Raw genomic sequence first — 25447 nt, forward strand, 5'->3', positions numbered from 1 at the left:
GATCCGTCACAAAACTAATCATTGTCGATTGGCTGATCATACAACTATCGGGGTTTTAACCCTGATTTTTGCGTTGTGGACTTCTCCGGAACTTCATCACTTTTGACTTGCTGGTTCTGGTTCGTCTGTTTCTTTTCGGCCTGAACCAATTCATCGAGCTTTGGATGTTGCGTTGACTTAATACTAATGCCCTTCTCCAGGGTCAATTCAGCCAGTGGTTTGAGAAAGCCAAAATCATTCCGTTGAAAAAGGGTAAACGAGCCGGTAAAACCTTCCGATTCAGCCTGGTTTTTAAACTGGTTAAAGGAGCGGGCCATTTTAACAGCCGAATTTCCGTTCAACAGTTCCATCCCCGATTCATCCTTGATGACAAAACCAAATTTTTCTCCCTGCTTAATTTCCCGGGTGAGCTCCAGGTTGTAATCCTTGCTAAACGATTTACTGATTTCAATGCGATGATCAAGCCGGGTTAATTCAAGGAGACTTTTGCTGACGGCCGATAAGGGTCCGACAGATTCCGGGATATTCAGGACGATCTGCCCCTGATTGTGCCCAACGGTAATGAGCTGCCCATTCAATTCCTTTTTTCCCAGTGGATCTGCTTCAGGTGAAAACTGCGCCTGCACACTTTTATTATACTCTTCAATCCGATCCAGTAACGCTTCCCGCATAGGTTTGTAAGCATCCTGCTCGGGCAATAGATAGCCCACTCGATTGATACCGGCAACGGTGGACGTTAATGGAAATTTGGTAGCGGTAAGCTGCTGAATGAATTGCAGATCAAACAGGTGCCCCTTTGAATCATTGTCAAAGGCCAGGTTGATTTTCCAGTCTGGTGCTTTATCAAACGAAGAAATGTAGCGGGTGATGGTGTTAACCTGCTGAGCCGTCAGCTGGCCACCAGTTGAGAAATAAACGGCATTGAAGGCATCATCCCCCCGAACGCTTCGAAGCTGTTTATGGGAAAGGGCATCGATACCACTCTCCAGAATAAAGAAATGAGTAGGATTGGGGGGTGGATTTGAAATAAATACACTGCTATACCGATCACTACCCGGTGCGTGCAGCTTCACTTTTTCATTGCGCAATTCCAGTCCCGTAACTTCGGTCGACAAGCCATTGTAGTAAGGGAAAGCCACGTTGCTGAACGTAATGTATTTACGGTCTGAATTCTCTTTGACCGTCAGGAAGCTCTCGGAATGTCCTTTTTGGGGATCGAAATAGGAGACCTGGGAAACAACTTTGTTAACGAATTCTGGACTATTGATCGTTTGAGGGGCAATCAGGCGAGTGGTCAGGTAATTATTCGCTTCCAGCGGTCGAATATCAAAGATCTCTTTGGCAAAGGCCTGCTTCGGTTTATCATCACTTAATTTAACCGCCGTCTGTCGGTTTCTGGCCACTTCTGACGAATCAACCCGAAGGTAATCGTAGAGTACACCGGTCACGTTTTTGAATTCATGGTCCGCTGGCCGGTTGAACATGGAGAACACGGTGGTTAACCGGTTACGGATAAAATCAATGATGGTACCCGAATCGGTAAAGTCGCCTGCGCGTTGATATACCTGCTTGGTGGCATCCTGCGGATTTTTGATGATGATCGTATCCTTATACTGCGCATTTTCCAATACGGGTCGGCTCTTGCCTTTGTGTACCTGGGGCTCATAGCCATAATGCAGGGCTAACTCAATGATCGAAACGTTTGCCCGGAGTTCCTGAACCGGAATCAGATTGGGAAACCGTTCCCGGAGTTCATCAAACTTTGTCATGTTGCGTGAATGGTGGAGGGGATTAGTGAACCTTTAATTTGTTGCCAGATGGCTGCTGATCCTGCTTTCCCTCCAGTAATTTTTCAACCGTTTGCCGCTGGCTGTTACTCATGGTCGGTGCACCAATGGCCACTTCCTGACTGCGGGTTAGATCGGTCTTGGCTCCTTCATTATTTTGAGCCACCTGCTGCCGGTGTTGGTTGTCGGGTTTGACGGCCATGTCGAGCCGATTTATATCTGAAAATTGCAATTCTTGCCGGGCTGGAGAAATGCTGACCGTTGCATTGAATGGTTCACCTTGCCGGTCTATTAGCCCGCTCAAGCGAACGGGGTGACCGCTAACCAGTTGCAACTGCTGATCTTTGGTCAGATCAATGCCCATCAGTTTAGTGGGTAGCTGTTCGGGTTTGACGCGCCATAACTCAATTGTATTGGTTTGCTCATCGACGCGCAAAAAGGTGGGAACGAATGTGCCATTTTCGGGGACCAATAGCGGCCTTGGCAGGGCTCCTTCCCGGTAAAGCTGCTGTTGTTCAGCGGGGCTTAACCGAACGCCCCCAATGCTTTCTGGAATCGACATGGTTTGCTGAAGGGGTGTAATACGAATGTCTGGACCTGCCTCAGTCATGACTATACGTAAAGAGCCAAACATCTTTAAATCCTGACTTAGATTGATTTCCAGGGGAACGGTCGGTCGACCCGAATACAATGCCTCCTGAATTGCGGGCAGTTTTGCCAGGTGATCACGCCCCCAGCCAATTTGATTTAGCTTGGTTTCAAGCTCTGCCCGGTAAGGCTCCAGCTCCCGGCGAAGTACGGCCGCCTGCTCCTCAGGACTAAAAAAATTGTCAGACTGCGCATACTGCCAGGCGGCTTTACCCTGGAGCGAGGTTGGGGCAATATTGTCTAAGCCATCGGCCTGCGTTCGGGCATAATTAGTGGCTGCTTGTTCCATGAGCATGATGTTTAGGGGTGAAAACCGAAGTTTCGGTAAATGTATAAAAATAAATTACGGTAAAAATAAAATATGCAAATTTGTGATTCAATAGTTACATTATATGCAACTACTTAAAATAATCTGTGTTTGTTTGGGGGCCTGGCTAAGTATAGGCTGGCAGGTAAGTGTTGCACAAACAAGCCCGGCTTATTCGTTGATCGGTGTAGTGAGTCCTGATACGGCACAGACGTCAACCGTTGTCTATCCTGATTCAATGCTCAGAGTTTGGGATTCGCTGGAAGTCTCGATGCTGAGGGCAACTCAAACTTATCAGCAGCTAGACCGGCTGTTGGCCAGCATTTCCACCCGTTCCATGTATCTGGATTCGGTGCCGGCCGTCCTGCCGGTTGAGGTGCCGATTGAGCAATTTCGAATTTCTTCTCCCTTTGGCATTCGTCAGCATCCGATTCACAAGCAACTCCGTTTTCATGCCGGTGTCGATGTGAAGGCATCCGCTGGAATGGTAGTCAAGGCTACGGCTCCCGGAGTAGTAAGTCATGTAGGGTATGATCCCGGATTAGGCGTATTTATTCGCGTACAGCATGCCTTTGGCTTTGAAACGACCTATGGTCACCTTTCGGGCTATTGCGTTCTTCCTGGTCAACTAGTAACTCGTAGTGAGCAGATCGGAAAGGTTGGACGAACGGGCCTGGCAACCGGCCCTCATCTTCACTACGTCATAAAAAAAAACGGGTCCGTTGTAGACCCGTTTCAATTCTGCTTTTTACTGCGCCGTCGGCTCTGGCTTTACAATGTGAGTAAAGAAGCCGCTTCGGGCAATTCCGTTTCTGATCCTGGAAGATCTTTATCGTCGAAGGGTTCGTATCCCAACTCACGTAATTGAGTGGTTAGATCAGTATAGCCCTTATTTAACAGGCGGCTTAACTGGTGGATCTGATCACTGATTTTCAACAGTTCCTTTCCCGATGAGAGCATCATGGGGATGCGGCTATTATCGGGTATCATGATCCAATCGAGATTGTAACCATGGCTGCGATAAAACAGCAGCAGGTCTACCAGATTATGCGTGGTGCCTAACAGTCCGGTTTCCAGCCGGTATACTTTGTGCTTCTCCAGACCACACTTCTCGCCAACATCCTGGGTAGTTAGTTTGGTACCCAGTCGTTCGCCTAGGTGTTTTCGCAGGTTGATCAACCGCTCGCCAATTACGTCCGCCATTACTCGTCTCCAGTTTTTGGTTTTTTAGGAGCCTTCTTTACTTCCTTTTCGAGTCTTGCGAGTTCCGATTCGACCAGCTCATTGATGTCAGCTTTGATCTGTTTGTAGTTCTCAAGTATCCTCTCTTCCAGGCTCTGCTGAGCAAATGTAGAAAAGTTGGGCAATTCTTCTACTTTCTGCTCCGCCTGGAAATCCTTATCATCAATTAACACCAGGGCATTAAAGGCTTTATTACGGCTCTCCTGCCCTTTGTTATCAGCCAGTACGCCTACGACTTCACCCTGAGATAGCCTGCCGATTTTAGCCGCTGGCGCCATGTAGTTCAGTTCGGTCGATATGCCGTGCGTAGTATCTTCCGACTGGATGTTAATGCTTTGTTTTTGCTGCACGTTTTTACCTAATCGGTTCTGCATGGCTTCTGCGGTCTTATCGTAGACCTGGCCACTGATGATATTACCACAGGTGTTTTTGATGACTTCTGCCTGAGGCCGGCCATACTTTTCTTCTAATTGGGCAAAGTCCTGCATGGCAATGGTCACGGCCACCCGATTTGATCGACCCGTATTAATGAGATTTGATAAGTCAGGGCAATAAATCGTCGGCAACTCATCGATAACAACCGACGTTTGATGCAACTTCTGCTGGTTGATCAATTCCAGTACCCGGAAGTTATACAGCCCCAAGGCAGCTCCATATACCTTCTCCACTTTGCTATCATTGCCCAGGCATAGAATCTTTGGCTCTTTGGGATTATTGATATCCAGGTTGAAATCATTGCCGCTCATGACCCAGTAGAGGTTCGGGCTTGACATCCGGGCGAATCCAATCTGAGAGGAGGCCATCTGACCCGACAGCTGATCTACGGCCCCATCTTCATAAGCCGCAATAAACGGGGCCATATTTACTTCTAAATCCTCGTAGCTGGCTAGGATCGGAAAGATCTTACGGTGACCTTTGTTGACCAGTTCGACCAGGTGTGGCACAGTGCAATATTTACCCCCCTGGTAATTGCGCAAAAACCAGATCAGGGCCGTTACGTAACTAACCGGTGAGTCAACAAAGAATTCTCCTTCTTTATCGATCCACTTTTTATTGAGGTTGAGCATCATCGCTAGCGCCGTCTGGCCTGCGCTTTCCCGGTTTGGAAGATACCGGGGGTGCAAGGGGTTGCACCGGTGCGATTTCTGGGGAAATTCAAAACTGATGCAGTAAAATTTGGTGTTTTTAGCCAGCTGCTTTCTATGGCGAATCATGGCGTTAAAGGTCACCAGCGACAGCGTAGGGAATTTATAATCATAGACATACATCGCAAATCCTTTGGATAAATGTTGCCGGATAACGCTGTTGACTATGCCATACGATTTACCGGAACCGGCAATGCCCATGACCAGCAACGCCCGAAAGGGAGCGGTTATGTTTAACCAGCCTCTGCGAATTTTTCCTTTGTAGGTGTATTGAGTAGGCAGGTTGACCGAATAGGGGTTCTCCAGTAGCCGCTCTTCTTGAAGAAAGGTTTCGTTTTCTTCATTCATTTCATCCTCACCGGGCTTATAGTTCAAAAGCCGGTTGATCCCCTGAGCCCCTTTGATGATGTAGAGTACACCTGCGACTGTCAGCACCAGGTAACTCAGGCTTAGGCCAAAAACGCCGAGCTTTTCTAGTAGCCAGTCACTATTCAGCATGGGAATGCTGCCAACATACAACAGCAGGCCCAAGCCAATATCGGTTGAGACGCCTTTGAGCGTCATGGTGACTGATTTCACCCCTCGATTGGAAAAGCTGTAATACCCGATGCAGAACCCGCCAAATAACTTAACCCAGTAATGGTCCACCAGCTTCGGTGAATTGCGGACCAGCTTGTCTAACATCCCATCGCTGATGGGATGTGCCAGGTTAAAACTGCTCCAAAACGTGTGGAGCTCGATGTACAGATGAAAGGCCAGGGCAGCCAGCCCAAACCATAATACAATTTCTGAACTTTGCTTGAGTTGTTTGCGGTCGTCTCTCATGACAATCGGTGTTTATGGGCTCGTTTAAGCATTTTCTTTAATTCTTGTTCACTTTCCTGCTCATCCCCACCTCGTCCGATGGCGTACAGTAGTTGCTTTACCAGGTCTAGATTATGTATAGGCTCGGACTCCTTTTCCTGTTTTTGATTGGTGACTTTTTCGTTTTCTGATTTCGATTCTCTGACGTACTTTTCCTGATCTTCTCCCCTACTCTGTTTCTGTTTTGGTTCTGGCACTTCACGCCGACTGGGTGGGGTGTAGGTTTCCCCCAACTGAGTCTTCAGCGATCCGGCCGTAAAACTTTTCCCTACTTCACTCCCGGTATAAATGGCCCGCTGTCGAACATCGATGAACGAGATACCGAATAGATTACCGTCCTTTCCCAGATGCGGAATCACTTCCACTCCAGCTTTGGACAGGCGCTGTTGAAACCCATCCCATGATTTGCTTTCCTTCAGGATTGGTTCAGTCAGTGATCGGAGCCGGGCTACCCGGTCCCCTTTGACTTTCTTACCGGCATTCATCCGACGATTGATGGTTTCCATGGTTGGTTGCTGCGGCAGGCTACTGGCGCGAAATGCGGCCCCCTGAGCGATTTTGTCCTTATCGATGGCTGAATACACCAGACCGGGCTTTTTACCCGCCATAGCCACTTCTGTGGCCTTCACGTTGTAAATGCCGAGTAGCTGATTGAACTGGGTAAAACTGCTGAAGGTGAAATCCTTTAAAACCCCATTCACGACGGCCGATATATCCCGTTTCAAATCCCCCTTGCCGTACTCGACCGGTTGCAATTGGGCACGCTCCGGGCGGAGGGTTGCTTTCTCAGCAACCTGCAAACCAAACTCTTTCTCCATATCCTGACGCAGCTTGTTGGAGCGTTCCCGTTCGTAGGTGTCAGGTACCTTCTTACCAGCACTATCGACCCGAACCGATACGATGTGCAGGTGTGGATGATATGTATCAAAGTGCTGATAAACGACGTAGGGCTGTTTGCCATAACCCAGCCCATCCATGTACCGATCGGCGATGGCCAGCATCTCCGCTGGTGTTAGCTTCTCTCCCTGAGCCAGGGATAAGCTGGCGTGGAATGTTGGCTTTTTAATTTTCGGATTTAGGTCCGCCTGCTGTTCCAGCTTGGCAGCTACGGTGGCTAAACCAAGTTCCTGCACCGTCAATTTTACACCCCGGTAATTGCGCACAGCCAGTCGTTCTGCTTCCCCTTTCCCAACCTTGTTCTCGTTGTAACATACCGCACCGGTGGGTGAACTTCCGCTACTTATTCGAACGACCATTGGGCTTTCAATAAACAGGTTGAGACTCTCCTGATAGGATCTGCATAAGCTGTTGCAGCTGCTGATCGATGCGGCTCATATTGCCAGCCATACTACTGACGTCACGCTGTAAATCATGGTAATCCGTAGTGCTGTTAATCCGCTTGGAAGACTGATTAATGTTGACACCAATGCGCAATAGATCGGCTCTCATTTCAATTAAAAGTGACAATGCTTCGTCCTGATAGGAATCCAATTGCGTCTTCATCAGCAAGGGTTTTTGCAAACAGACGTCCCGAATGAAAGCGGATAAGTCTTTGGCTTTCGTTGTTGACTTGCGTTCCTTAAGTAGCGTATATTCCTGTTGATTGAATCGAACGGTTACTTTGAAGTCACTCCGTTCCTCTTCTGGCAATTCGGGCCTTCCACCCCGATATAATTTGTTTTCCATAGCGATTTTTGATTTAAACAGGCCGACTTCGAAGGCCTGTTAGTGAATGCCCACTTTTGATGTGGGCAGAGGTTTTTGTCCGACAAAAACACATCTTGCTATCGTAACGCGATCCTGTTTTCAGGTGCAGAATTTGTAATCGTAGGCGGGCTTTTTAAGGCTCTTTTTTTGAGTTTACTTGTAAACTTGTAAAATAGTAAACTACGCAACAGGGTTCTGTGCGTGAGTACAGGGCAGCACGTCAATAAACTAATTGACTTGTAAACTTGTAAACTGATTTACTTCTTGCGGTCTTACGTCTTCTCTGTTAACTAATTACGTACTTTACTTGTAAATTTGTAAATTACGTAATTGATTAATTTATTAAGTAATTACGTAATTAATTATCAAGTAAATTTGTAAAGTTGTAAAATATGTAATTCCTTTACCCCCGTTATCAAACATAAGCCTTCATGAACACCCCTACTCCAGAGTCCCAGCCGGTGACTGCTGCCCTGCCTTCAGGCACCCCTACTGTCCTTGCTTTCGCCACCCAAAAAGGTGGAATGGGAAAAACAACCCTATCGGTTTTAGTCGCGTCCTGGCTCCACTACAAACGGGGTATCAAGGTGGCTTTGCTAGACGTCGATGGCTCACAGTTGTCGGTCTATAATCAGCGGCTCCGAGAAGTTGAAAATATGGATGACGAGACCACAACCCGGCTTGATGAGCAGGACATTGAACCCTACGCAATCCTTTCGGGAAACCCGCGGAACGTGCCTGGCCTGCTGGCCAAACTCCCCGATGATGTGCAGCTGGTGCTGATCGATATGCCGGGTAACATTGACGTCGACGGATACGACCTGGCCATTGGCAAACTGGACTATCTGCTGGTACCTATGGAGACCTCCGAATACTCGGTGACCACTGGCTTTAATTTCCTGACGGCTATCAAACAGGTAGGCCTATTGCCTACTGATCGCTGCCGGGTTGTGTGGAATAAGTACAAGCCTTCCCGGGATGGCGAGTTAGCCGATCAGCTGGAGGAGCGGTTTGCCCAGTATGGGTTTGCTTGCCTGAAAAGCCGGATTCCGCAACGGGACTCCTATCAGGATCAAGGTAACCGCTCGACCTTATTTCCGATGCCGACGACTTACCTGAGGAATAGTGGCCTCAAAGACCTGTTTACTGAAATCGAATCGTTGTTACCAAATCTTCAGTCCCATGAATAACAAGCCTAGCCTTTCCGATGTAGCTCGCGAAAACAATTCAAAACGCGTCAGCAAGTTTGCCAACTCCATTGTCCCGGCCGCTCCGGAAGTCAGTAGCCAACCGGTTGAAAAAGAAGTGGAATCGGCACCCTCGGCCGTGGCTCAGCCAATCCCTGCACCAGCGTCCGCAGTTGAACCGGTAGTTCTGGTCAGTACACCAGCAGTCGCCACGGTTCAGGCTGAAGTAACTCCAGTGACCAAGGCTGCCCGGAAGCGGAGTGGCACGCTGTCCATGGATGATATTCTTGGTACTAAAGCTCCCGAAGAGGAAACGTTTGCCAAGATGACCCGGATCGCGGAGAAACATCACGAGCTTCTTCGGGAGATTGCTTTCAAGCACCGCAAACCCATGAATACTATTCTGTATAACCTGCTGGAGGCTCTTGATCAGACCTACCAGCGTGAACAACAAAGCCATGCTTAGTCAATATTCCTGGGGAGATCTTATTAAAGTAGTCCTCGTCGCACTCATCATTTATTACGCTTACGTACTGATCAAATACTACCGGGAAGATATCCGGGAATGGATCAGCAATAGGGGCAATAAACCTGACACGCAACCCAGTAAGGATGAATCGGAAGAAGCTGATCATTCAGAACTTTATGCAGTTAGTCATTACGCGCCGGTTACTGGTAATCAGTCTGAGTCGGCACCTGCTCCTAAAGTGACTCCCGAACCCGAGCACATGTCCCAGGGCAGAACGTACCAGACCCCTTCACCAACCGTTTCGACTTCTCAGGCTGCTGAGCCGGATCTGAATGGCATCGCTCTTGATCAGGATGAACCGTCTGAATTCAGTATGCCTATTCTGGCCGATGTTGAGCGCCCTGCTGAACAATCGGTAGCGGAGCTGATTAGCGCTGCCCAGCGACTTCAGGCCAATGACGAGGGAGTACTGATACCGGATGATCCAACCGACGTGGTTGCCGCTAATCTGGCTGAGGTTATCAACCAACAGCAGAACCATTCCGCATTCGCTGGCCTTGCCTTTACCCGTTAATTACCGAATCGATCATGATCCTGACGACACTCAATTTCTGGAGCATCCTTGCCCTAATCTTCTGTGGGGGATTGCTCGTAGTTGCTTTCCGGCTGACCTGGTGGCTAGCCCTTGGTTCCGAACGCGTGATCGCCTTTATGACCCAGAGCGGAATGCATGCGCTGGCGAAGCTGTTACTGGCCATTCTGATCGGCTACGATGAGCAGACCTATCATAAATCGCGCTTTATCTTCTGGAATCAGGCGCATGTTCGGTTTGCCATTCTTTGGGGTAGCTTCCTTTTGCTGGCTGGCTTGTTGGCACTACTTCACCAGGAGCATGTTGTTGGACCAATCGGGCTAACCTGGCTGCTGGCCTTCGCGCTGTACGTCGGCTTCCGCTGCCTGGTATACTGGACTCGTCCTAAGGCTCCGCTCATCTATACAGAAGAGCCTTCTTTAAAGTCGTTGATTCAAGATGTCAATGAACGCTCACCGTCCCAAAAACGGTCTGGTCGACAGCTGATCCGGCGCTATGATTACCTGGATGAGTTGTTTGCCGAAACAGCGTAAGCCTATTTCGTTTTAGGAGTTCCCAAAGGCCAGACCGATATGTCTGGCCTTTTTTGTTTGCCCTAATCTGCAATCCGATAAAGCAAAAATAATAAATTCTATAACTGTAAAAGTAAAAATATACAATAGATGTATTTACATGGATAATATTCTATGTCACTAACTGTATAATAAACCTATTTTTGGCTTTAAAATCGGATAGGGTAGGGGATAAGCACTGATTGACTCCATAATTGAGATTTTAGAATATATAGTTAAATTACTGATAATTAATAGATTGTATAGATTGTATTCTTTTCTAAACAAATAATTTTTATTTATTTTTACTGAATTTAAAATTTACCTGTAATTTAGTTGCAGAATATATACTATTCTTATTTTTCAAACCAATTTTTTACCAACTCCTTCAATTTTATGCGTAACCGCAAGATTACTTTGGGTATGCAGGTTGCCCTGACGATTGACCTGATGTTTATGACGATGCTGGCAGATGCCCAGCAGGGTAATGGTGCCGCTGCACTGAACACTACGGCTACAACCATTCGCAGTTACGGCACGGCAGCCCAGACCATTATTCTGGCACTGGGGGTAGTCATCGGCTTGATTGGTGCTGTCCGGGTGTACAGCAAAATGCACAATGGTGATCCAGACACGCAGAAAGCCATGGTAAGCTGGTTTGGTGCGGCCCTCTTCCTGGTCGCTGTCGGCGCTATTCTAACCAGCTTCTTCGGTTAATGCTGGAAATCAACAAGGGTATCGGAAAGCCCGTAGAATTTAGGGGATTAAAAGGCACGTATCTGTATTTATCGGCTGGCATCATTGTCAGCAGCCTGGTACTCGCTCTGATCCTCTACGGGCTTTTTGGTCTAAACACCTACCTGGCCACGCTCATTGTGGTGGGCAGTGGGATAGGTGGGATCTGGTACTGCATGCGACTTTCCGCAAAACACGGCGTATCGGGCCTTTTGAAGCTCGAAGCAACGCGCAATCAACCTAAGGCAATTCTGATCACCTCCGCCAAACCATTCGCCCAACTCCGTGAAACTAAACGCCCGAAGTCTCGAAGCCGCGCTACCACTACTGGCCGTTGAGAACAACTGCCTGGTCAGTAAAATGGCTGATATTACTGTTGGGTTTCGACTGAACCTGCCCGAAATCTTTACGCTGTCAGCTGACGATTACCGATCGCTGCACAATGCCTTAACCAAGGCGATCAAGCTGATGCCGATTGGTACCGTGATTCACAAACAGGACTGGTTTATTGAGGAAAAATATCAACCCGATCATGAGCAGGGGGATGATAGTTTTCTGACCCAGGCCTTCCAGCGACACTTCGTCGAGCGGCCGTTTCTGAATCATCATTGCTATCTCTACATTTCAAAACTGCCCAAGTATCGCCAGAAGCAAAAGAGCAATCAGCATTCACTGACCAAACGTCGACTGGTACCCAGGGAACAAATGACCCAGCGTGAGCTGCAACCCTTCTTTGATGCTATTTCTCAGTTCGAACGAATCCTGCTGGATGGCGGTATCACGGCCGAACGGCTAACCGATGAGGATCTGGTTAGTAAGAAAGGGGATCGGGGTATTGTTCCCAATTATTTCCGGCTTCAGCCCGATGGGACGAAGAAAGTCATTTTGGAAGACTGGGACATCGACGGCCGGGTACGTATTGGCTCCAAAGAGGTCATGTGCTTTACGATATCGGATGCAGAGACGATGCCACAGGTAGTCGACGTGATGGCCAATTATGGGCCACTTTCTTCGGATAGTACACAGTTTGCTGTCGGCAACGTCTTACCGGTTGGATTGATGTTACCCTGTAACCATGTCTACAATCAGTATATCTGTCTGGATGACGCCCAGGCTGCCCTCAGGGAGTTTGAACAGACGGCCCGGCACCTGAATTCCCTTTCGCAATTCTCGTCCGAGAACGGCATTAACCGGGACTGGACACAGCGCTACATTCAGGAAGCCATTCAGAATCAGCGCACGGTTTGCCGGTCACATTTTAATGTGATGGTCTGGACCGAAAAGCCTGAACAACTCGATTACCTGCGGGCCCGTACCTCCTCGGCTATCGCTCAGCTGGATTGTCTGCCCAAGCAGAATTCGATGGATGCAGCCCGTTTGCTGTGGGCAGGTATACCAGGGAACGCCGGTGATCTGCCGTTCGATGAGACGTTCTATACCTTCGTCGAGCAGGCCGTTTGCTTCTTTAACCTGGAGTCGGTTTATCACTCTTCAGTCTCCCCGTTTGGTATACGGCTCTGTGACCGTCAGGGTAAACCGGTCTGGGTAGATCTGTCAGATGAGCCAATGAATAAAGGGTGGGTAACCAACCGCAACAAGTTTGTGATTGGCCCCTCCGGATCAGGGAAATCCTTTTTCATGAATCACCTGGTACGCCAATACTATGAACAGGATACGCACATTGTGCTGGTGGACGTCGGCCATTCCTACCGGGGTCTTTGTGAGCTCGTGCGCCGTAAAACGCGGGGTAAGGATGGCATCTATCTGACCTATGAAGAGGATAAGCCCATTACGTTCAATCCCTTCTACGTGGAGGATGGCTTTTATTCGATTGATAAAATAACCTCGATCAACACCCTGCTAAAAACGCTCTGGAAAAACGAAACCGAAAGTTTCTCCAGAACCGAAGAAGTAGCGCTTTCGGATGCCGTCGAGGAATTTATCAAACAGGTGAAAAAGAGGAAATCAGAGGCTTCGTTTAATGGCTTTTATGAATACTGTAATGACGTCGATGGCTTTCGGGCTTTCCTGAAGGAAAAGAAGTACACGGATAAATATTTCGACATCGAGCAGTTTATCATCACCATGCAGCCATTCTATAAGGGTGGCAAATATGACTACCTGCTCAATTCGAATATGAACGTGGACCTGTTGAACAAACGGTTCATTGTCTTCGAACTGGACAACATCAAAGATCACCCGATCCTGTTCCCGGTGGTAACCTTGATCATCATGGAAACCTTTGTCTCCAAGATGCGACGCCTGCCCATCGAGGTACGTAAAATGATGGTCATCGAGGAAGCCTGGAAAGCGATCGCTAAAGAATCGATGGCGGATTATATCAAGTATCTGTTCAAAACGGTTCGTAAACACTTTGGAGAAGCTCTGGTGGTGACTCAGGAGATTGATGATATCATCGGCAACACCATCGTCAAAGATGCCATTATCAACAATTCGGATTGTAAGATCCTACTTGATCAGAGCAAGTATCAGCACCGCTTTGAAGAGGTTCGCCAGCTGCTGGGTCTTTCCGAAAAACAGAAGCAACTGATTCTGTCGGTCAACAAGGACAATGACGCCCGGCGTAAATACAAAGAGGTGTTTATTGCCTTGGGAGCCCGGGCCAAAGTCTATGCCACGGAAGTGAGTCTGGAGGAGTATGCCGCCTACACTACGGAAGGGCCTGAGAAGTCAGAGGTTATCCGACGAACCAATCAAAATGGGGGTGATATCCAGGTCGCCATTGTCGATTTCGCGGATGCTAGGCGCAAGCCTGAATTGGCCTGACGGATGTTAAGCAAGCAGGAATGGTCTATCTGTAAGGCACTTATAGGAAATGTCCTTTTTGCAGGAAAGTAAGCGTTGGTTGCTCTTAATCCCTCACGTTTACCGGATCGACATAAGCCCGGTTCGTCTTTATTTATCTCCCTTTTATCGACATGATTTTACTACAAATACCAGGCGGTGGCGCTTACGTGGACTATGGCTTTTACCAGAAGTTTTCGTCCATGGAAACGGCCATCACCACAGCTTACACGGAAGTGCAGCAGGGGATGGGTAACCTAGGCGCAGTGGCCTCGTCCATTGCCGCAATTGCTGCAACCTTATACATCGGTATGCGGGTGCTGGGTCATTTCGCCCGGGCGGAATCCATCGATGTATTTCCCCTGCTGCGGCCCTTCGCCATCGGCTTTCTGGTCCTCAACTTCACCATTGTCACCGACTTTCTGGACGCGTTGATCAAACCGGTGGAAGTCGTCACTCAGAATATGATCGATGTGCAGACAACGCGCATTCAGCAACTGGAGCAATTGCGCATGGAGAAGTTGGCTGAGAAAATGAATCAACTGGACGAGAAAATGAAAGAAGTCAGCATGTGGACCGCAACAGGTCAATACATGGCCTTAGTTGCCGAGAAAATTGGCATCTATTTGAATCAGGGATTTGATCAGATGCTGAAGAATCTGTTCTATGCGCTGTACCTGGCTGCCCGATTAGTCATCCTGACAACCCGAGCCTTCTTTTTAATTGTCCTGACCATCATCGGCCCGCTCTCGTTTGCCCTGGCCATCTTCAACGGGTTTCAGGATTCACATCTAATGTGGATTGCCCGGTACGTGCAGATTTCGCTCTGGTTTCCCCTGGCTAATATCCTGGGAACGATTGTTACGTACCTCCAGGGAAAAGTCATCACCCTTCAGTATCTGGAGCTGGTCAATAACGTACCCGACGAGGCCCAGAGCGGTGAGCTTATTTACATGGTCTTCATGATCATTGCTACGCTGGCTTACTTCACCATTCCCACGATTGGCTCCTATATCATTTCATCGTCCGGCGTCGGCAGTGCCCTTCAACGGATGACGAATATGTCGACGGCTATGGTCATGAATGGAGCAATGCCAGCAGCGGGTCATATGGGTGGGGCAGCGATGGATGTTGGCAAAGCTGGGGCGGGTGTTGTTGGCGGGGCAGCTATGATGGGGCTGGGGGCAACCCTGGTAGCTGCTCGGGCGGTCGGACAAACAGCCTCTAACTACGGCTCCTACTATGGGCAAGCCGTCAAACAGGAATACAACAATATGAGGAACATCACCAAAAATCAGGATTAATCATGGCCACTCAGGATCAAACCTTTTTTAAATCCCTCCGAAATCTGGAGACTTCGTATCGCAACATTCGCATACTGGCCTTTGTCAGTGTGGGGGCCTTTACCCTGATTGCTATAGGAAGCCTGGTATTTGCCTACACCGTCAAAACGGATTCAGAAAGTAGAATCTACGTCGTTGAGCAAGGAAAGTCGCTCATAGCCGCTTTACGTAACGATGTCCGGGAGAATCGGCCGGTAGAAGGTCGTGACCACATCCGACGGTTCCACGAATTGTTTTTTACGCTCGATCCTGATGCCAAAAGCATTGAGGAGCATATCAATGAAGCGCTTCCTTATGCTGATGAAAGTGTATCACGGCTTTATCTGGATACCAAGGAGAAAGGGTATTACAGTCAGTTAATTCAGGCCTCGGCTTCGCAGGAAATTCAGGTCGACAGCATTCAACTGGATCTGAATCAATACCCCTATCACTTCCGAACCTATGCCCGGCAGCAAATCATACGCCTGACCAACATCACGGTTCGTAAGCTCATCACCAGTGGATACCTGCGGAACGTCAGCCGTTCGGAGTATAACCCACATGGGTTCCTAATTGAAAAGTTTGCCGTGGTAGATAACACTGATATCGAAGAACGCCTGCGCCAATGAGACACATCGCTACCCTAATCACCAGAATGGGGGACTTCCTGATGAAGCTCTCCGATGGCGCGCGAAAAGCCCTTGTTTTTGGGCTCATGCTCCTTCTGGGGGGCGGTGCAATCTACAAATTGATTATTAGCATCGACCGGCTTAATCAACCTATGCCAGCGGCCTCCCCTCAGCAACTCATTGAGCCTATGCAGCAGCTCTTTCTGCAAACCGCAACTAATGCCAGTCAGTATCAACAGGCTCGTCAGCAACAAATTAAGCAGCTGGATAGCCTGGCTAAGCAGTATTCAACGAAACAAAGCCCTCATTGACCATGACCATAGCCCTATCATCAACGCACAGTGACGATGCGTTCTTTCGGAAACGGAAGGCCATGCTGGTTTTTCCCTGGATCGTTCTTCCCTTCGTATTTGCTTTATTCTGGATTCTGGGAGGTGGGAAAGGGGAGCGATACAAAGCTGAAGAAATAGCTGCGGGCAAGCCTGGAGCTGGTGGCTTTAATGCCAATGTGCCCAATGCCAAAACGGGTAAAATTAACGGCCGTGATGTGGAAGGTCCTGGCTACGGTAAAGCTGCGGTTGGCCAGGTTCTCTCCAGCTTCAGCCATACGCGCCGGGATTCTGCTACTGGAGAGTTAAAGGCGATCCCGGTGAATAATGCCGGTACACCTACTGAACATCGATCCAGCCTGGCAGTTGCGGCTACACCAGTTTCCGATCCGGGCACAACTCGCTCCTATTCATCTGTTCCAACCAAGCGGGTATCTAACCGGAAACGAGCGGAGAAACCTGGAGCCTATTATTATGATGCGCCCAAGGGCAGTACCTATTATACCGGTACGGATAAGCAGTTGGAGTCTCAACTGCGGACCTATGAGACGAGCCGACAAACTCCTCCCCCAAATCCGTATGCTACTCAGGCGTCCATGGTACAACCTGTACAGGCCGGTTCTGAAGACAATGCAGCAGCTGTTCGGTTAAGTGACAACTTAACCGCTAGTCGGTTATCCGATCCGGTTGAGGCTGAAAGTCCTTTTTTAACGGCGCCAACGGGTGGTACTCGAAAAGAGCCTTCCCGCGCGGTCCTAAGTGGTGGCAACTATGGCCAGAAGAAAGTCATTGCCTGGATGATCCCCGTTGTGGTGCACGAAGATCAGGCGATTCATGATGGCCAGCAGGTGAAGCTGCGGCTACTGAAAGAGATCACGGCCGATGGTGTTACGATTCCCGCCAACACAATTCTGCACGCGATCTGTCAGCTGTCGGATGACCGTTTACGGCTGACTGTCCGTAGTCTGCAACTGGGTGGCCAGCTAATCCCGCTTGATCTGGATGTCTATGACACGGATGGGTCAATGGGCGTAAACGTACCGGGCTTATCGCGTCAGGCCAGCGGTCAAATTCAATCGTCAGCTATTCAGGGACTACAACTTCCGGGGGTTGGTGGACTGGTTAATAACGTCGCCAATCAGGCCCGGATGAGTGCCTCGAATTCGGTTCGTCAGACGACGATTCGCTTACGGGCTGGCTACAATCTGTTCCTGAAGGCACAATAAACTTGAGTTGAATAATTAATCTAAAGGTTAAAAAATACTCAACTAAAGTTAAAAAATGTATCCAAAATTAAAGAAAAACGTCCTTTTCAATTCACCAAACACGCCAGTATCAGCGATGAAAAAGCGGTTTATTCTCCCCTTCTGCCTGGCATTAGCCACGGCCCCAGTGATGGCGCAATTGGCCTTTGTGCTGCCCATGACTAATTCAACGATTCGGCCTTCCTACGCCCTCCAGGTGAGCGCCAATAAGACCACGCACATTATTTTCCCCTATGAAATCCGCTATGCCGATCTGGGCAGTAAAGACATTGCTGGAGAAGCGGTGGAGAAAGCAGGGAACGTATTTCGGTTGAAAGCCATGCACCAAAATCCGTTCATAGAAACCAACCTGACGATTGTAACGGCCGACGGACGGCTGTTCAGCTTTGTGGTCAGCTACAAGGATCAACCTGATGCAGTAACCTACGATCTGACGAAGGTGTTGCTCGATGGGGATGTCAGTAAGTCAGCCAAGGTAAGTTCTGGTTCGCAGGCCCGGCTAGCTGATAACCTGAACCGTCAAGGTGAGCTGGCCATGCACAGCCGCCGAAAGATTCGGCACATTGGCTACAAAGCCCAGGGCATGAATCTGTACCTGCGTAATATCCTCTACAAGGATGATGTGATGTATGTGGTACTGGGCATGGAAAATGATTCCAAACTCGATTATGGCATCGATTACCTGCGCACCTACGTCATGCAAATGAAGAAAGTAGGGGAGAGCTCCGCTACTCAGGATGTACCGGTCGATCCAATTCGAGTTTTTGATGCCAGCGAAATGGTTATTCCCCGGCATGATGAGATTACCAAAGTCATTGCCATTGAGCGGCTAACTCTCGAAAAAGATCGTCGCCTGATCGTTCAGGTAGGGGAGGAAAGTGGCGGACGTCAGCTCACGATTTCAATTGGTCCCGAAGAACTTGCAACTGCTCGTCCCCTATGAAAAATCGATTCACTACACTGGGGCTACTAAGCCTACTCTGCCTGGCCACTGTTGCCAGCGCTCAAATCCATCAGGCCGGACAAACGACCATTGAATTATCTGCGGGTATAGTCGACGGTTTTAAACTGCCGGGTCAGGATAATTTTGGCGTATTCGGTGGTCTGTCGTATAGCAAATACAGATCGCTGAATACGTACTGGAAAGGCACGGTGCACCTCAATCAGAAATTCTACGCCTATGATAAGGCGTTAGTGCCGGTATCTCAGTGGCTGGGTGAGGCAACCTACTTCACGCGGGTGATGGGGCTGATCAATCGTTCCTGGGTGATCAATGTAGGGGGCGGGGTTGCCGGTGGCTATGAGTCCATTAATCAGGACCGTGGTGAAGTGCAGGGCGCTACGCTGATGAACAAATCCGAATGGATTGTCGGGCCGACATTGGCAATTGAAGGGGAATACATTTTGACTGGTCGTACGATTCTGGTCGTAAGGGCTCAGGAATACTATCTGTTCCGCTCCAATATCATCCCAACCCGCTTCAATCTGGGCGTCGGTATTAAATTCATTTTAGACACGGATTCCGAATACAAATGAAAATTCTCATCTACCTCGCGCTGATCGCGCTAACCATGGACTGCCAATCGGAATCTTTAGATATTCGGGCAAACTACCGAATCAAGTTGAATGCAACCTATCCAGGGGCAAAACTTAAAGTACATCAACGTTATGCATTGCCCCTAGAGCTACTAACAGACTCCTACTATTCGGAATACGGCTACCAGCTTCAATTCTATCAACAGGCTGGCTTGGGTCGACTAGAAAAGGGTAGCGATTTGGAACAACTACCCGTCCTGCAGAAAGTAGGCGTTCCCATACCACTTGGGAAATCATCCTGGCAGTATACTCCCGAAGCTACCGGTACCTCTCAAATTGTCTTGATCGCTCAACAGGAGCGGGGCTATACCCAGCCAGATACAGTCCGATTAAATTTTCAAGTCGAACCCTAACCGATAACACGTACCCAAGTGAAAAGGCTTTTACGTTTCCTTCTCAACCGCAACCGGTTCCTGCCTGAAGCATTCCGGGGTATACTCGTAAAAGGCTCATCCCAATCAGGCAAATCTTCCTTTAGGCCGTAATCAATCTTAAATCAAACCAGATATGAAAACTCTTTTTATTCGCATTCTCACCCTGTTTTTAGTTAGTAGCTCGCTGGTCAATGCCCAGAGCGCCGGTGATGTATTGAATATTGCCCTGAAGGGGGACGCCAATACCGAACAGGCGGCTAAGCTGGAGTTGATCCGTATTCTCCAGGAGCGGCTCAATAAGTTAACCGTTGCTCAACTCAACTCCCGGGTATTAGTCTCCACGGGTGTAAAGAATTATTACAAGGTTGGCGAAATCTTACAGATGCATGATAAGATGTGGGGCATGCGGGTGCAATTGACCAATGAAGCCGCTGCCCTGGCTAAAGCGAATCCTGGCTTTGGGGAAGCGGGAAACAATTTTATCTGGACTTATATGAGCCAGTTCAACGAAGCTATGAGTACAGCTGGAGCGATTAAAACGCAACTAGGTACTTTAATTAAAGACGGAAAGCCTATCGCTTTGCCCCCGATGCCGACGTTCAGTATATCGCCTGCGAATTCCACGGATGATATGGTTGGCTCATTTGCCTCAACGATGAACGGTATTATGTCGACATTCGGTGTAAAATCTCAGGACGACATCAATAACCTTTCAGCAGATAAAAAGGCTGCATTTGACAGTGCCGTAGCAGCCGCAAAAGCTGACTTTGAAAAGAATTTAAAGGAATCGATGGCGGCTACAACAAAGTCTTCCCTCACTCTGTTAGGCAATGTCGTTGGCACATTGTTTGGCGTACCAGGGGCGGGTTCACTCATCGCTGGCATAGCCAGTGGTAACACTAGTGCCATATCTGGTTTAGTAGGTTCTATCGTTGATAAGTTTGCAATTCCAGACGAGTATTATGATTCGGAGACGTTAAAGCTAACTGATGCTGAGCGGCTCAAGATGATCGATGAGCTGCATACGCGAATTTCCGAATGCTTTCAGAAAGGCATGGCACTTCGGGCAAATATGAACTCAGAGGTAAAGAAACGTTACGAGAACATTACGCAATCGCGTAACGAAACGATTTTATACGGACCTAAAAAGTAGCGACCGTCGCACGGTTGGAAAGGGAAATGAAACGATACGCTAGTTATGTTTTGGTGTTGGTCTTAACGGTAAGCTTGTGGACTTGTGGTAAGAAAGATCCAGATCCACAGCCTCAGCTACCCGGTTATCTCCGAATTCCGGCAATCTTGACCGGCTATGTTGGTTCCGGGCGTATTGCCCTCAGCGGTGGACTAAACCTACTGGCCGAGGGGCCAGAAACTCAGGATGCCTCGACAAAGACCTATACAGGTGTATCGGGCAAAATCGTCATTGGGGATATCACGGCCAATTTCACCGTTGGGCAGCCCAGAACGTTTGCTGAAACCTACGCCGTGCCGGCAGCGTATCAATCTAACGGGCAATTGCTGGTTATTAACGCCATTGAAACGGGCATTTACCCTATGGGCTTTGAAACCAAGCCAACCCCTACCGGCGCGCAGGCGGATCTGATCCTGAACCTGCCCGGTCCCCAGCTGTACTCGGCCCGATCGGGCACCTTGACAATTTCTGAATCGACGCTCGTTAAAGCCGAAGGCCAAAATAAGCTGTATCGGATTCAGGGTACATTTCAGGCCGCCCTGTTTGGTACCGGCGTCGGTACTTCGTCAGCGAAGGATTACGACGTTACCGGCACATTTGATTTGCTGTTAGTCGAATAACACCTCCTTACCCAGACATTTATATGGTACCCATATTTCTACAAAAACGCCGACCTGGAGACCAGGTTGCCCGGTTACTTGTGACCCTGTTTATTGTTGTTTTCTCAGTTGGCCTTTCGTTACTCCTTTCGCTGGTAGTCGTTGAACGCTCTCTGAGCCGGGATAGTAAGCTTATCCTGATAACGATTGTCTTAGTTTTAACGCTGCCCATATTAGGCCTTTTTGAACGACTTAGGCAATAGGGAAGATTTGCCTGAAGCTCTTTGCCGGTTGGGCAATTGTACTCAATTGAGCCGTATGAGGCACAGTATATTCTGTGCTGTGATATGGACAGAATTTTAAATCTTAGCAGTTTGTAAACTTGTAAAATGATAAATTACTCTACAAGTAAAATGATAAACAAGTTTACAAGTTTACAAATCTACAAGTTTGCAAATTTTTCATTTTTAGTTTCAATACTGGTCAATTGATATATCATTATTGCACCCCATAAGTCACTAATTTTTTCGATAATTCTTTTCGTAATTGAGTTATTCGTTCATAATCATATCACCAAAAATAGCACCTATGGATTTGACTGACCCACTTCGAAGGGTTGGTCCCTGAGGAAAAAGTGAAAGCGTTGATTGAGCTGTTTTAGACTCAGGCTTCGTCTTTGGTTTGGGATCTTTCAACTGATCGATACCAAGAGACTTAACCAGATAAGCCGTTGGATTCTTGACATTTTGCCGAACACCATTGGCTAATTCAGAATCAATTCGGAAAAAGGTATCCAATAGGCTATGATCCGACAAAATGCGGTCTTTTTGAAAGCCCTTTAGCTTGTAGTTCTTCATTAACTGCCAAGCCGTTGTATAGGCTTCATTGATTGACATATTGTTGACAGTCTGCTGATCCTGCTTAACCGCGTCAACCGCTAATTGCTTAGCTGTTTTTACAAAGAAAGTCAGTTCAGACACCTTCTTGCCTTCTTTTTTTGTCGCTTGCCATTCTAGGTGTATGTCGGCTTTTTTTATCAGCTCCCGCTGGGCTACTACTAAAGCGTTAGAGCAAAAGTCATTGAATCGATACGTTTCGGGACAATTAAGCATCATGCGAAGCTCGGCAACTGGATAGGTAAACTGATATTGCCCCCGATTGTGGTACATACTCACAATTTCAAACATCCGCTGCGCGTAGACTGAAGAAAGCGAAAGCATTACATCAATATCGTACTTAGTGTAGCGCTGGCCAAGTTCAGCAAAGTGAGGCACCACTTCGGCAAACATAATCAAGGTAATAACCTTTCGGCCATCTACCATAGCAGACTTAACACTAGGGAAGGGTGTGATGTAGTGAAAATCATTTGTCTTATCATTTCGATACATCAACCTTTTTTGCTGGAGCGTATCCGCTGCATCTGCTATGAGGTTATATCGATCCTTGGTGAGTTCCGTATAGGGAATGTGAAATTTGACGTTGCTATCCGGCTTTAATTCCCCTTTCACAGCCATGTGGCCAATCTGATTAACCACAAGCACAACAATCTTCTTTTCGAGTTCAGTGAACTCATGACGGGACTCTGTGAAGAGATTGGATTGGTAATTTGTCGGGTGCTTATTAAAGACTGAATTTGTAATTTTAGGGAGCTCTGAAGGGATCTGGTTCATGGCTGATAGTCAAGTCTGAATAATTAGATAAACATAAATACAAGTTTGATTATCTCAAAACTTGTATTTAGATAATTTGGGTCACGTTGTAAAATTCTATCACAAGCGTCCCAAGAGACGCTCCCCGGTGTTACTATGGTGGGTTTTATTAGGATAACACTAGGCGTTTTTGCTCTATAACCCTTACCTGTCCGATCTATAAATACTGTACTTTAAAAAGGAATATAATTTTAGGATATAACTCAGAAGCAAAATTATATCGGTTTAACGCTTTAGTCGAATTATACTAGAAAGGCTTCATTTCTGTAAATTGCTGGAAATCAATGCATATGATCTAATAATGTTCTTAATTAATCCTTCATCAATATACATAGAGAAGTCCCATTTGTACCGATTAAACCTTGTAATTGTCGGACAAAAACTCCCCTGAGCCTATATCTACCCTATGCTTAATGGTCCTATAATATAACTTTTACAATAAAAAAATAAATAATACTAGTATTATTTTGAATACCGATTAAACCTTGTATTTGAAAAAATGCACCGACTAAACTTGGTAATTACACCGATCAAACCTTGTATTTAAACCGATTAAACCTCGTAGTTATGAGTTATTATTACCGACTAAACCTTGTAGTTATGCCGACTAAACCTTGTATTATGACTTGTAAGCAATTGAAAATGTGATACTTATGAGACCCCTAAATCAATCAAATAAGGTATTGATAAAAAGGATAACTGATCAAAAAAGAAAATTTTGGTGTAAAAGGGGAAAAAGGTTTTTGCAAAAGAAGAATTACTTATTTACTTTTATAGTAAATAAAACACATACAATTCAAGCTTGTAATAATGCCTAGAAAACCGGCCAAACGGAATGACGAAGCCCCTCTGGAAGGCCTGCGCACCGTCCTCAAATCCCAGGCGATTACCCTGTCTCCGGGAATCAATCAGATTAGCAATCCGCCCCCGGCTGATCCCCATCTGGAATATTACTTCATTCCCATGCAATATATGAAGCAGTATCAAGCCTATAACCGGCCCGGTAAACCCCTGAAAAACTTGAAACTGGTCAATTACGACAAGCCGGCCATTTCGCTTTCCTTCTTTTACAAGCACAAATATTCCATTGAACGGGCTGTCACCCACGCCGATGTGGTGCAGCACATCAAGAATTACCGGGACGAACTATTGAATATGTCTTTAATGCAGCAACTCAGCGTGGGTCAACTCAAAGAACTCCAGCAAACGGACGAACTGTTGCGTACCGTCCGGGAGCAACCCGATGTCTACCAAGCCTGTTTTTCCAATTACCACCACAAATATTACTATTGGTATTGCACCTATCGTTATTTTGATGATTTGGCCACGATGAAAACCACTACTAGCAGTGAACACTTACTAAAGCACACTGAGCGGGCTGGCCATGAAGTACATGAGCGGCTCAACATCATCTTCATTGATCCCGAGTACATGAATGAAGCGGTGCCCCATGATCACAAATTAATTGACCGAGAACTGAAAAACTACCCTATTCACCTTCGACAAGGTATTACAACCCTGTATCTTCGAGAGGTTTGAGAATAACAAGAATATGTTTAAAATTTATAACTGGTTGTCATAGTCATTGATAAACAATCGTCAAGGTACGTTTTGACAACCTTTTCAAGCTGGATTAACCATGCTCGAGTTTTTGACCTACTTCCTGAGCCATATGCCCTCCAAAGAGGAGTGGGTGGCCTTTTTATTGGTGAACATCGTGGCTTATGTAGCCGCCAGAAATACGGTGCTTCGCCGGGAACGACAACTCGAAAAGAAAGCCTATACCGAGCAACTAGAGCGACTGGAGGCTGAGCGATTATTTCACATCCAATTGCAACAAGAGCAGGAACAACTCCTCAAAGAGCACTGGGTGATGATTCAACGGCAGGCCAACCAACTCGATGAGTTAAATCAACAACTCCATGGCCTCAAGCAACTACATCTTAATTAATGGACACACGGAGGTTTCCTCCCGACTACTTCGGCGCAGTTCGGTCCGACGGCAACTCGGCTGTTCATCCCCCATGCGACCCATCATTGGCCATACCTCTTACCGCTTAGTAGCCTGGACGGTAGCAATTCGTAGCATTTCCTCGGCTACCTCGATGGCTTCATACTTTTCGTGCCGCTTTAGTTTCTCGACATAACGTTCATAGCGGGCTATCACATTGGCGACTGTAAAGCTTTCCCGCATTAGTTGCAGCGCGTGGTATTCAGCTGGCAGGATAGAAACCAGACGCGGCGATAGCTCCACAAAGATTAGTGGAACATTCTGAGGGAAGACGACAGTATCCACAAAAACCAGCTGCCTAACGGCCAGGGCATTCAGGGCAATTTCTTCAGTTGACATAGGAATACTATAACGAAAAGTAGATAGCCAATAGGATGCTGAA

The 25447-nt window shown here is 47.5% G+C and carries 27 protein-coding genes; 19 read left to right on the forward strand and 8 right to left on the reverse strand.

What is annotated here, in order from left to right:
• Window positions 1-44 precede the first annotated feature (44 nt).
• Together ACYVAM_RS27375 and ACYVAM_RS27380 are read right to left on the reverse strand one after the other, a co-directional pair.
• A complete protein-coding gene (locus ACYVAM_RS27375) occupies window positions 45-1769 on the reverse strand; it encodes a toprim domain-containing protein (protein WP_461073060.1) in 1725 nt (574 codons plus the stop codon).
• Between the two features lie 22 nt (window positions 1770-1791).
• Entirely contained in the window at window positions 1792-2724 is a 933-nt protein-coding gene (locus ACYVAM_RS27380) for a DUF3945 domain-containing protein (RefSeq protein WP_461073062.1), read from the reverse strand.
• Window positions 2725-2827: 103 nt separating this feature from the next.
• Here ACYVAM_RS27380 and ACYVAM_RS27385 point away from each other — a divergent pair, with 103 nt between their 5' ends.
• On the forward strand, window positions 2828-3610 hold the full coding sequence (locus tag ACYVAM_RS27385; protein WP_461073064.1) for a M23 family metallopeptidase: 783 nt from the start codon (window positions 2828-2830) through the stop codon (window positions 3608-3610).
• Here ACYVAM_RS27385 and ACYVAM_RS27390 read toward each other — a convergent pair.
• From ACYVAM_RS27390 to ACYVAM_RS27405, 4 genes are read right to left on the reverse strand one after another with little or no spacing between them, the layout of a single operon-like run.
• A complete protein-coding gene (locus ACYVAM_RS27390; RefSeq protein ID WP_461073066.1) occupies window positions 3514-3945 on the reverse strand; it encodes a hypothetical protein in 432 nt (143 codons plus the stop codon). The two genes, ACYVAM_RS27385 and ACYVAM_RS27390, sit on opposite strands and share 97 nt — an antisense overlap.
• Window positions 3945-5954: a type IV secretory system conjugative DNA transfer family protein gene (locus ACYVAM_RS27395; RefSeq protein WP_461073068.1), complete on the reverse strand. Its 2010-nt coding sequence runs from the start codon at window positions 5952-5954 to the stop codon at window positions 3945-3947. Before ACYVAM_RS27395 ends, ACYVAM_RS27390 begins: the two co-directional genes overlap by 1 nt.
• Window positions 5951-7249, reverse strand: a complete 1299-nt coding sequence (locus ACYVAM_RS27400; RefSeq protein ID WP_461073070.1) for a relaxase/mobilization nuclease domain-containing protein — start codon at window positions 7247-7249, stop codon at window positions 5951-5953. The genes ACYVAM_RS27395 and ACYVAM_RS27400 overlap by 4 nt, the downstream gene beginning before the upstream one ends.
• Before the next feature lie 7 nt (window positions 7250-7256).
• Window positions 7257-7679, reverse strand: coding sequence for a plasmid mobilization protein (locus tag ACYVAM_RS27405; protein WP_461073072.1), 423 nt, complete (start codon window positions 7677-7679; stop codon window positions 7257-7259).
• Window positions 7680-8131: 452 nt separating this feature from the next.
• On the opposite strand from ACYVAM_RS27405, the gene ACYVAM_RS27410 reads away from it, so the two are divergent.
• The 16 genes from ACYVAM_RS27410 (at window position 8132) to ACYVAM_RS27485 (ending at window position 21366) form a co-directional block, all read left to right on the forward strand.
• The gene (locus ACYVAM_RS27410) at window positions 8132-8890 is read left to right on the forward strand and encodes a ParA family protein (protein ID WP_461073074.1); all 759 of its coding nucleotides are present in this window, start codon (window positions 8132-8134) and stop codon (window positions 8888-8890) included.
• The gene (locus tag ACYVAM_RS27415; protein WP_461073076.1) at window positions 8883-9353 is read left to right on the forward strand and encodes a hypothetical protein; all 471 of its coding nucleotides are present in this window, start codon (window positions 8883-8885) and stop codon (window positions 9351-9353) included. Before ACYVAM_RS27410 ends, ACYVAM_RS27415 begins: the two co-directional genes overlap by 8 nt.
• Window positions 9346-9930 carry a hypothetical protein gene (locus ACYVAM_RS27420; protein WP_461073078.1) on the forward strand — a complete coding sequence of 195 codons (585 nt, stop codon included), beginning with the start codon at window positions 9346-9348 and terminating at the stop codon, window positions 9928-9930. Before ACYVAM_RS27415 ends, ACYVAM_RS27420 begins: the two co-directional genes overlap by 8 nt.
• Before the next feature lie 14 nt (window positions 9931-9944).
• On the forward strand, window positions 9945-10481 hold the full coding sequence (locus ACYVAM_RS27425; RefSeq protein ID WP_461073080.1) for a hypothetical protein: 537 nt from the start codon (window positions 9945-9947) through the stop codon (window positions 10479-10481).
• Between the two features lie 414 nt (window positions 10482-10895).
• Window positions 10896-11216 carry a DUF4134 family protein gene (locus tag ACYVAM_RS27430; protein ID WP_461073082.1) on the forward strand — a complete coding sequence of 107 codons (321 nt, stop codon included), beginning with the start codon at window positions 10896-10898 and terminating at the stop codon, window positions 11214-11216.
• On the forward strand, window positions 11216-11572 hold the full coding sequence (locus ACYVAM_RS27435; RefSeq protein ID WP_461073084.1) for a DUF4133 domain-containing protein: 357 nt from the start codon (window positions 11216-11218) through the stop codon (window positions 11570-11572). The genes ACYVAM_RS27430 and ACYVAM_RS27435 overlap by 1 nt, the downstream gene beginning before the upstream one ends.
• A complete protein-coding gene (locus ACYVAM_RS27440; protein WP_461073086.1) occupies window positions 11520-14021 on the forward strand; it encodes a TraG family conjugative transposon ATPase in 2502 nt (833 codons plus the stop codon). The genes ACYVAM_RS27435 and ACYVAM_RS27440 overlap by 53 nt, the downstream gene beginning before the upstream one ends.
• 152 nt (window positions 14022-14173) lie before the next feature.
• A complete protein-coding gene (locus tag ACYVAM_RS27445) occupies window positions 14174-15343 on the forward strand; it encodes a hypothetical protein (protein ID WP_461073088.1) in 1170 nt (389 codons plus the stop codon).
• Window positions 15344-15345: 2 nt separating this feature from the next.
• On the forward strand, window positions 15346-15990 hold the full coding sequence (gene traK / locus ACYVAM_RS27450) for a conjugative transposon protein TraK (RefSeq protein WP_461073090.1): 645 nt from the start codon (window positions 15346-15348) through the stop codon (window positions 15988-15990).
• Window positions 15987-16301 carry a hypothetical protein gene (locus tag ACYVAM_RS27455; protein ID WP_461073092.1) on the forward strand — a complete coding sequence of 105 codons (315 nt, stop codon included), beginning with the start codon at window positions 15987-15989 and terminating at the stop codon, window positions 16299-16301. The genes traK and ACYVAM_RS27455 overlap by 4 nt, the downstream gene beginning before the upstream one ends.
• Window positions 16302-16303: 2 nt before the next feature.
• A complete protein-coding gene (traM, locus tag ACYVAM_RS27460) occupies window positions 16304-17545 on the forward strand; it encodes a conjugative transposon protein TraM (protein ID WP_461073094.1) in 1242 nt (413 codons plus the stop codon).
• Window positions 17546-17660: 115 nt separating this feature from the next.
• Entirely contained in the window at window positions 17661-18527 is an 867-nt protein-coding gene (gene traN / locus ACYVAM_RS27465) for a conjugative transposon protein TraN (RefSeq protein ID WP_461073096.1), read from the forward strand.
• Window positions 18524-19120 (forward strand): conjugal transfer protein TraO, encoded by a 597-nt coding sequence (locus tag ACYVAM_RS27470; protein WP_461073098.1) that lies wholly within the window; start codon window positions 18524-18526, stop codon window positions 19118-19120. Before traN ends, ACYVAM_RS27470 begins: the two co-directional genes overlap by 4 nt.
• A complete protein-coding gene (locus ACYVAM_RS27475; RefSeq protein WP_461073100.1) occupies window positions 19117-19533 on the forward strand; it encodes a TraQ conjugal transfer family protein in 417 nt (138 codons plus the stop codon). Before ACYVAM_RS27470 ends, ACYVAM_RS27475 begins: the two co-directional genes overlap by 4 nt.
• A 154-nt stretch (window positions 19534-19687) precedes the next feature.
• Window positions 19688-20707, forward strand: coding sequence for a hypothetical protein (locus ACYVAM_RS27480; RefSeq protein WP_461073102.1), 1020 nt, complete (start codon window positions 19688-19690; stop codon window positions 20705-20707).
• Between the two features lie 26 nt (window positions 20708-20733).
• A complete protein-coding gene (locus ACYVAM_RS27485; protein WP_461073104.1) occupies window positions 20734-21366 on the forward strand; it encodes a hypothetical protein in 633 nt (210 codons plus the stop codon).
• Between the two features lie 530 nt (window positions 21367-21896).
• On the opposite strand, the gene ACYVAM_RS27490 is transcribed toward ACYVAM_RS27485, so the two are convergent.
• Window positions 21897-23015, reverse strand: a complete 1119-nt coding sequence (locus ACYVAM_RS27490) for a RepB family plasmid replication initiator protein (protein WP_461073106.1) — start codon at window positions 23013-23015, stop codon at window positions 21897-21899.
• A gap of 849 nt (window positions 23016-23864) precedes the next feature.
• Between ACYVAM_RS27490 and ACYVAM_RS27495 the strand changes: the two genes are divergently transcribed.
• The gene (locus tag ACYVAM_RS27495) at window positions 23865-24593 is read left to right on the forward strand and encodes a hypothetical protein (protein ID WP_461073108.1); all 729 of its coding nucleotides are present in this window, start codon (window positions 23865-23867) and stop codon (window positions 24591-24593) included.
• A 100-nt stretch (window positions 24594-24693) separates the two neighbouring features.
• Window positions 24694-25005, forward strand: a complete 312-nt coding sequence (locus tag ACYVAM_RS27500; protein WP_461073110.1) for a hypothetical protein — start codon at window positions 24694-24696, stop codon at window positions 25003-25005.
• Window positions 25006-25104: 99 nt separating this feature from the next.
• Here the strand turns inward: ACYVAM_RS27500 and ACYVAM_RS27505 are convergent, their stop codons facing one another.
• The gene (locus tag ACYVAM_RS27505; protein WP_461073112.1) at window positions 25105-25404 is read right to left on the reverse strand and encodes a hypothetical protein; all 300 of its coding nucleotides are present in this window, start codon (window positions 25402-25404) and stop codon (window positions 25105-25107) included.
• Between the last annotated feature and the right edge of the window lie 43 nt (window positions 25405-25447).

This window comes from Spirosoma horti (assembly GCF_054776595.1).

What these genes read in the sequence shown, in the direction of transcription:
- ACYVAM_RS27375 (WP_461073060.1), bottom strand. Translation starts at nt 1,769, where the DNA reads ATGACAAAGTTTGATGAACTCCGGGAACGGTTTCCCAATCTGATTCCG.
- ACYVAM_RS27380 (WP_461073062.1), bottom strand. Translation starts at nt 2,724, where the DNA reads ATGGAACAAGCAGCCACTAATTATGCCCGAACGCAGGCCGATGGCTTA.
- ACYVAM_RS27385 (WP_461073064.1), top strand. Translation starts at nt 2,828, where the DNA reads ATGCAACTACTTAAAATAATCTGTGTTTGTTTGGGGGCCTGGCTAAGT.
- ACYVAM_RS27390 (WP_461073066.1), bottom strand. Translation starts at nt 3,945, where the DNA reads ATGGCGGACGTAATTGGCGAGCGGTTGATCAACCTGCGAAAACACCTA.
- ACYVAM_RS27395 (WP_461073068.1), bottom strand. Translation starts at nt 5,954, where the DNA reads ATGAGAGACGACCGCAAACAACTCAAGCAAAGTTCAGAAATTGTATTA.
- ACYVAM_RS27400 (WP_461073070.1), bottom strand. Translation starts at nt 7,249, where the DNA reads ATGGTCGTTCGAATAAGTAGCGGAAGTTCACCCACCGGTGCGGTATGT.
- ACYVAM_RS27405 (WP_461073072.1), bottom strand. Translation starts at nt 7,679, where the DNA reads ATGGAAAACAAATTATATCGGGGTGGAAGGCCCGAATTGCCAGAAGAG.
- ACYVAM_RS27410 (WP_461073074.1), top strand. Translation starts at nt 8,132, where the DNA reads ATGAACACCCCTACTCCAGAGTCCCAGCCGGTGACTGCTGCCCTGCCT.
- ACYVAM_RS27415 (WP_461073076.1), top strand. Translation starts at nt 8,883, where the DNA reads ATGAATAACAAGCCTAGCCTTTCCGATGTAGCTCGCGAAAACAATTCA.
- ACYVAM_RS27420 (WP_461073078.1), top strand. Translation starts at nt 9,346, where the DNA reads ATGCTTAGTCAATATTCCTGGGGAGATCTTATTAAAGTAGTCCTCGTC.
- ACYVAM_RS27425 (WP_461073080.1), top strand. Translation starts at nt 9,945, where the DNA reads ATGATCCTGACGACACTCAATTTCTGGAGCATCCTTGCCCTAATCTTC.
- ACYVAM_RS27430 (WP_461073082.1), top strand. Translation starts at nt 10,896, where the DNA reads ATGCGTAACCGCAAGATTACTTTGGGTATGCAGGTTGCCCTGACGATT.
- ACYVAM_RS27435 (WP_461073084.1), top strand. Translation starts at nt 11,216, where the DNA reads ATGCTGGAAATCAACAAGGGTATCGGAAAGCCCGTAGAATTTAGGGGA.
- ACYVAM_RS27445 (WP_461073088.1), top strand. Translation starts at nt 14,174, where the DNA reads ATGATTTTACTACAAATACCAGGCGGTGGCGCTTACGTGGACTATGGC.
- traK (WP_461073090.1), top strand. Translation starts at nt 15,346, where the DNA reads ATGGCCACTCAGGATCAAACCTTTTTTAAATCCCTCCGAAATCTGGAG.
- ACYVAM_RS27455 (WP_461073092.1), top strand. Translation starts at nt 15,987, where the DNA reads ATGAGACACATCGCTACCCTAATCACCAGAATGGGGGACTTCCTGATG.
- traM (WP_461073094.1), top strand. Translation starts at nt 16,304, where the DNA reads ATGACCATAGCCCTATCATCAACGCACAGTGACGATGCGTTCTTTCGG.
- traN (WP_461073096.1), top strand. Translation starts at nt 17,661, where the DNA reads ATGAAAAAGCGGTTTATTCTCCCCTTCTGCCTGGCATTAGCCACGGCC.
- ACYVAM_RS27470 (WP_461073098.1), top strand. Translation starts at nt 18,524, where the DNA reads ATGAAAAATCGATTCACTACACTGGGGCTACTAAGCCTACTCTGCCTG.
- ACYVAM_RS27475 (WP_461073100.1), top strand. Translation starts at nt 19,117, where the DNA reads ATGAAAATTCTCATCTACCTCGCGCTGATCGCGCTAACCATGGACTGC.
- ACYVAM_RS27480 (WP_461073102.1), top strand. Translation starts at nt 19,688, where the DNA reads ATGAAAACTCTTTTTATTCGCATTCTCACCCTGTTTTTAGTTAGTAGC.
- ACYVAM_RS27485 (WP_461073104.1), top strand. Translation starts at nt 20,734, where the DNA reads ATGAAACGATACGCTAGTTATGTTTTGGTGTTGGTCTTAACGGTAAGC.
- ACYVAM_RS27490 (WP_461073106.1), bottom strand. Translation starts at nt 23,015, where the DNA reads ATGAACCAGATCCCTTCAGAGCTCCCTAAAATTACAAATTCAGTCTTT.
- ACYVAM_RS27495 (WP_461073108.1), top strand. Translation starts at nt 23,865, where the DNA reads ATGCCTAGAAAACCGGCCAAACGGAATGACGAAGCCCCTCTGGAAGGC.
- ACYVAM_RS27500 (WP_461073110.1), top strand. Translation starts at nt 24,694, where the DNA reads ATGCTCGAGTTTTTGACCTACTTCCTGAGCCATATGCCCTCCAAAGAG.
- ACYVAM_RS27505 (WP_461073112.1), bottom strand. Translation starts at nt 25,404, where the DNA reads ATGTCAACTGAAGAAATTGCCCTGAATGCCCTGGCCGTTAGGCAGCTG.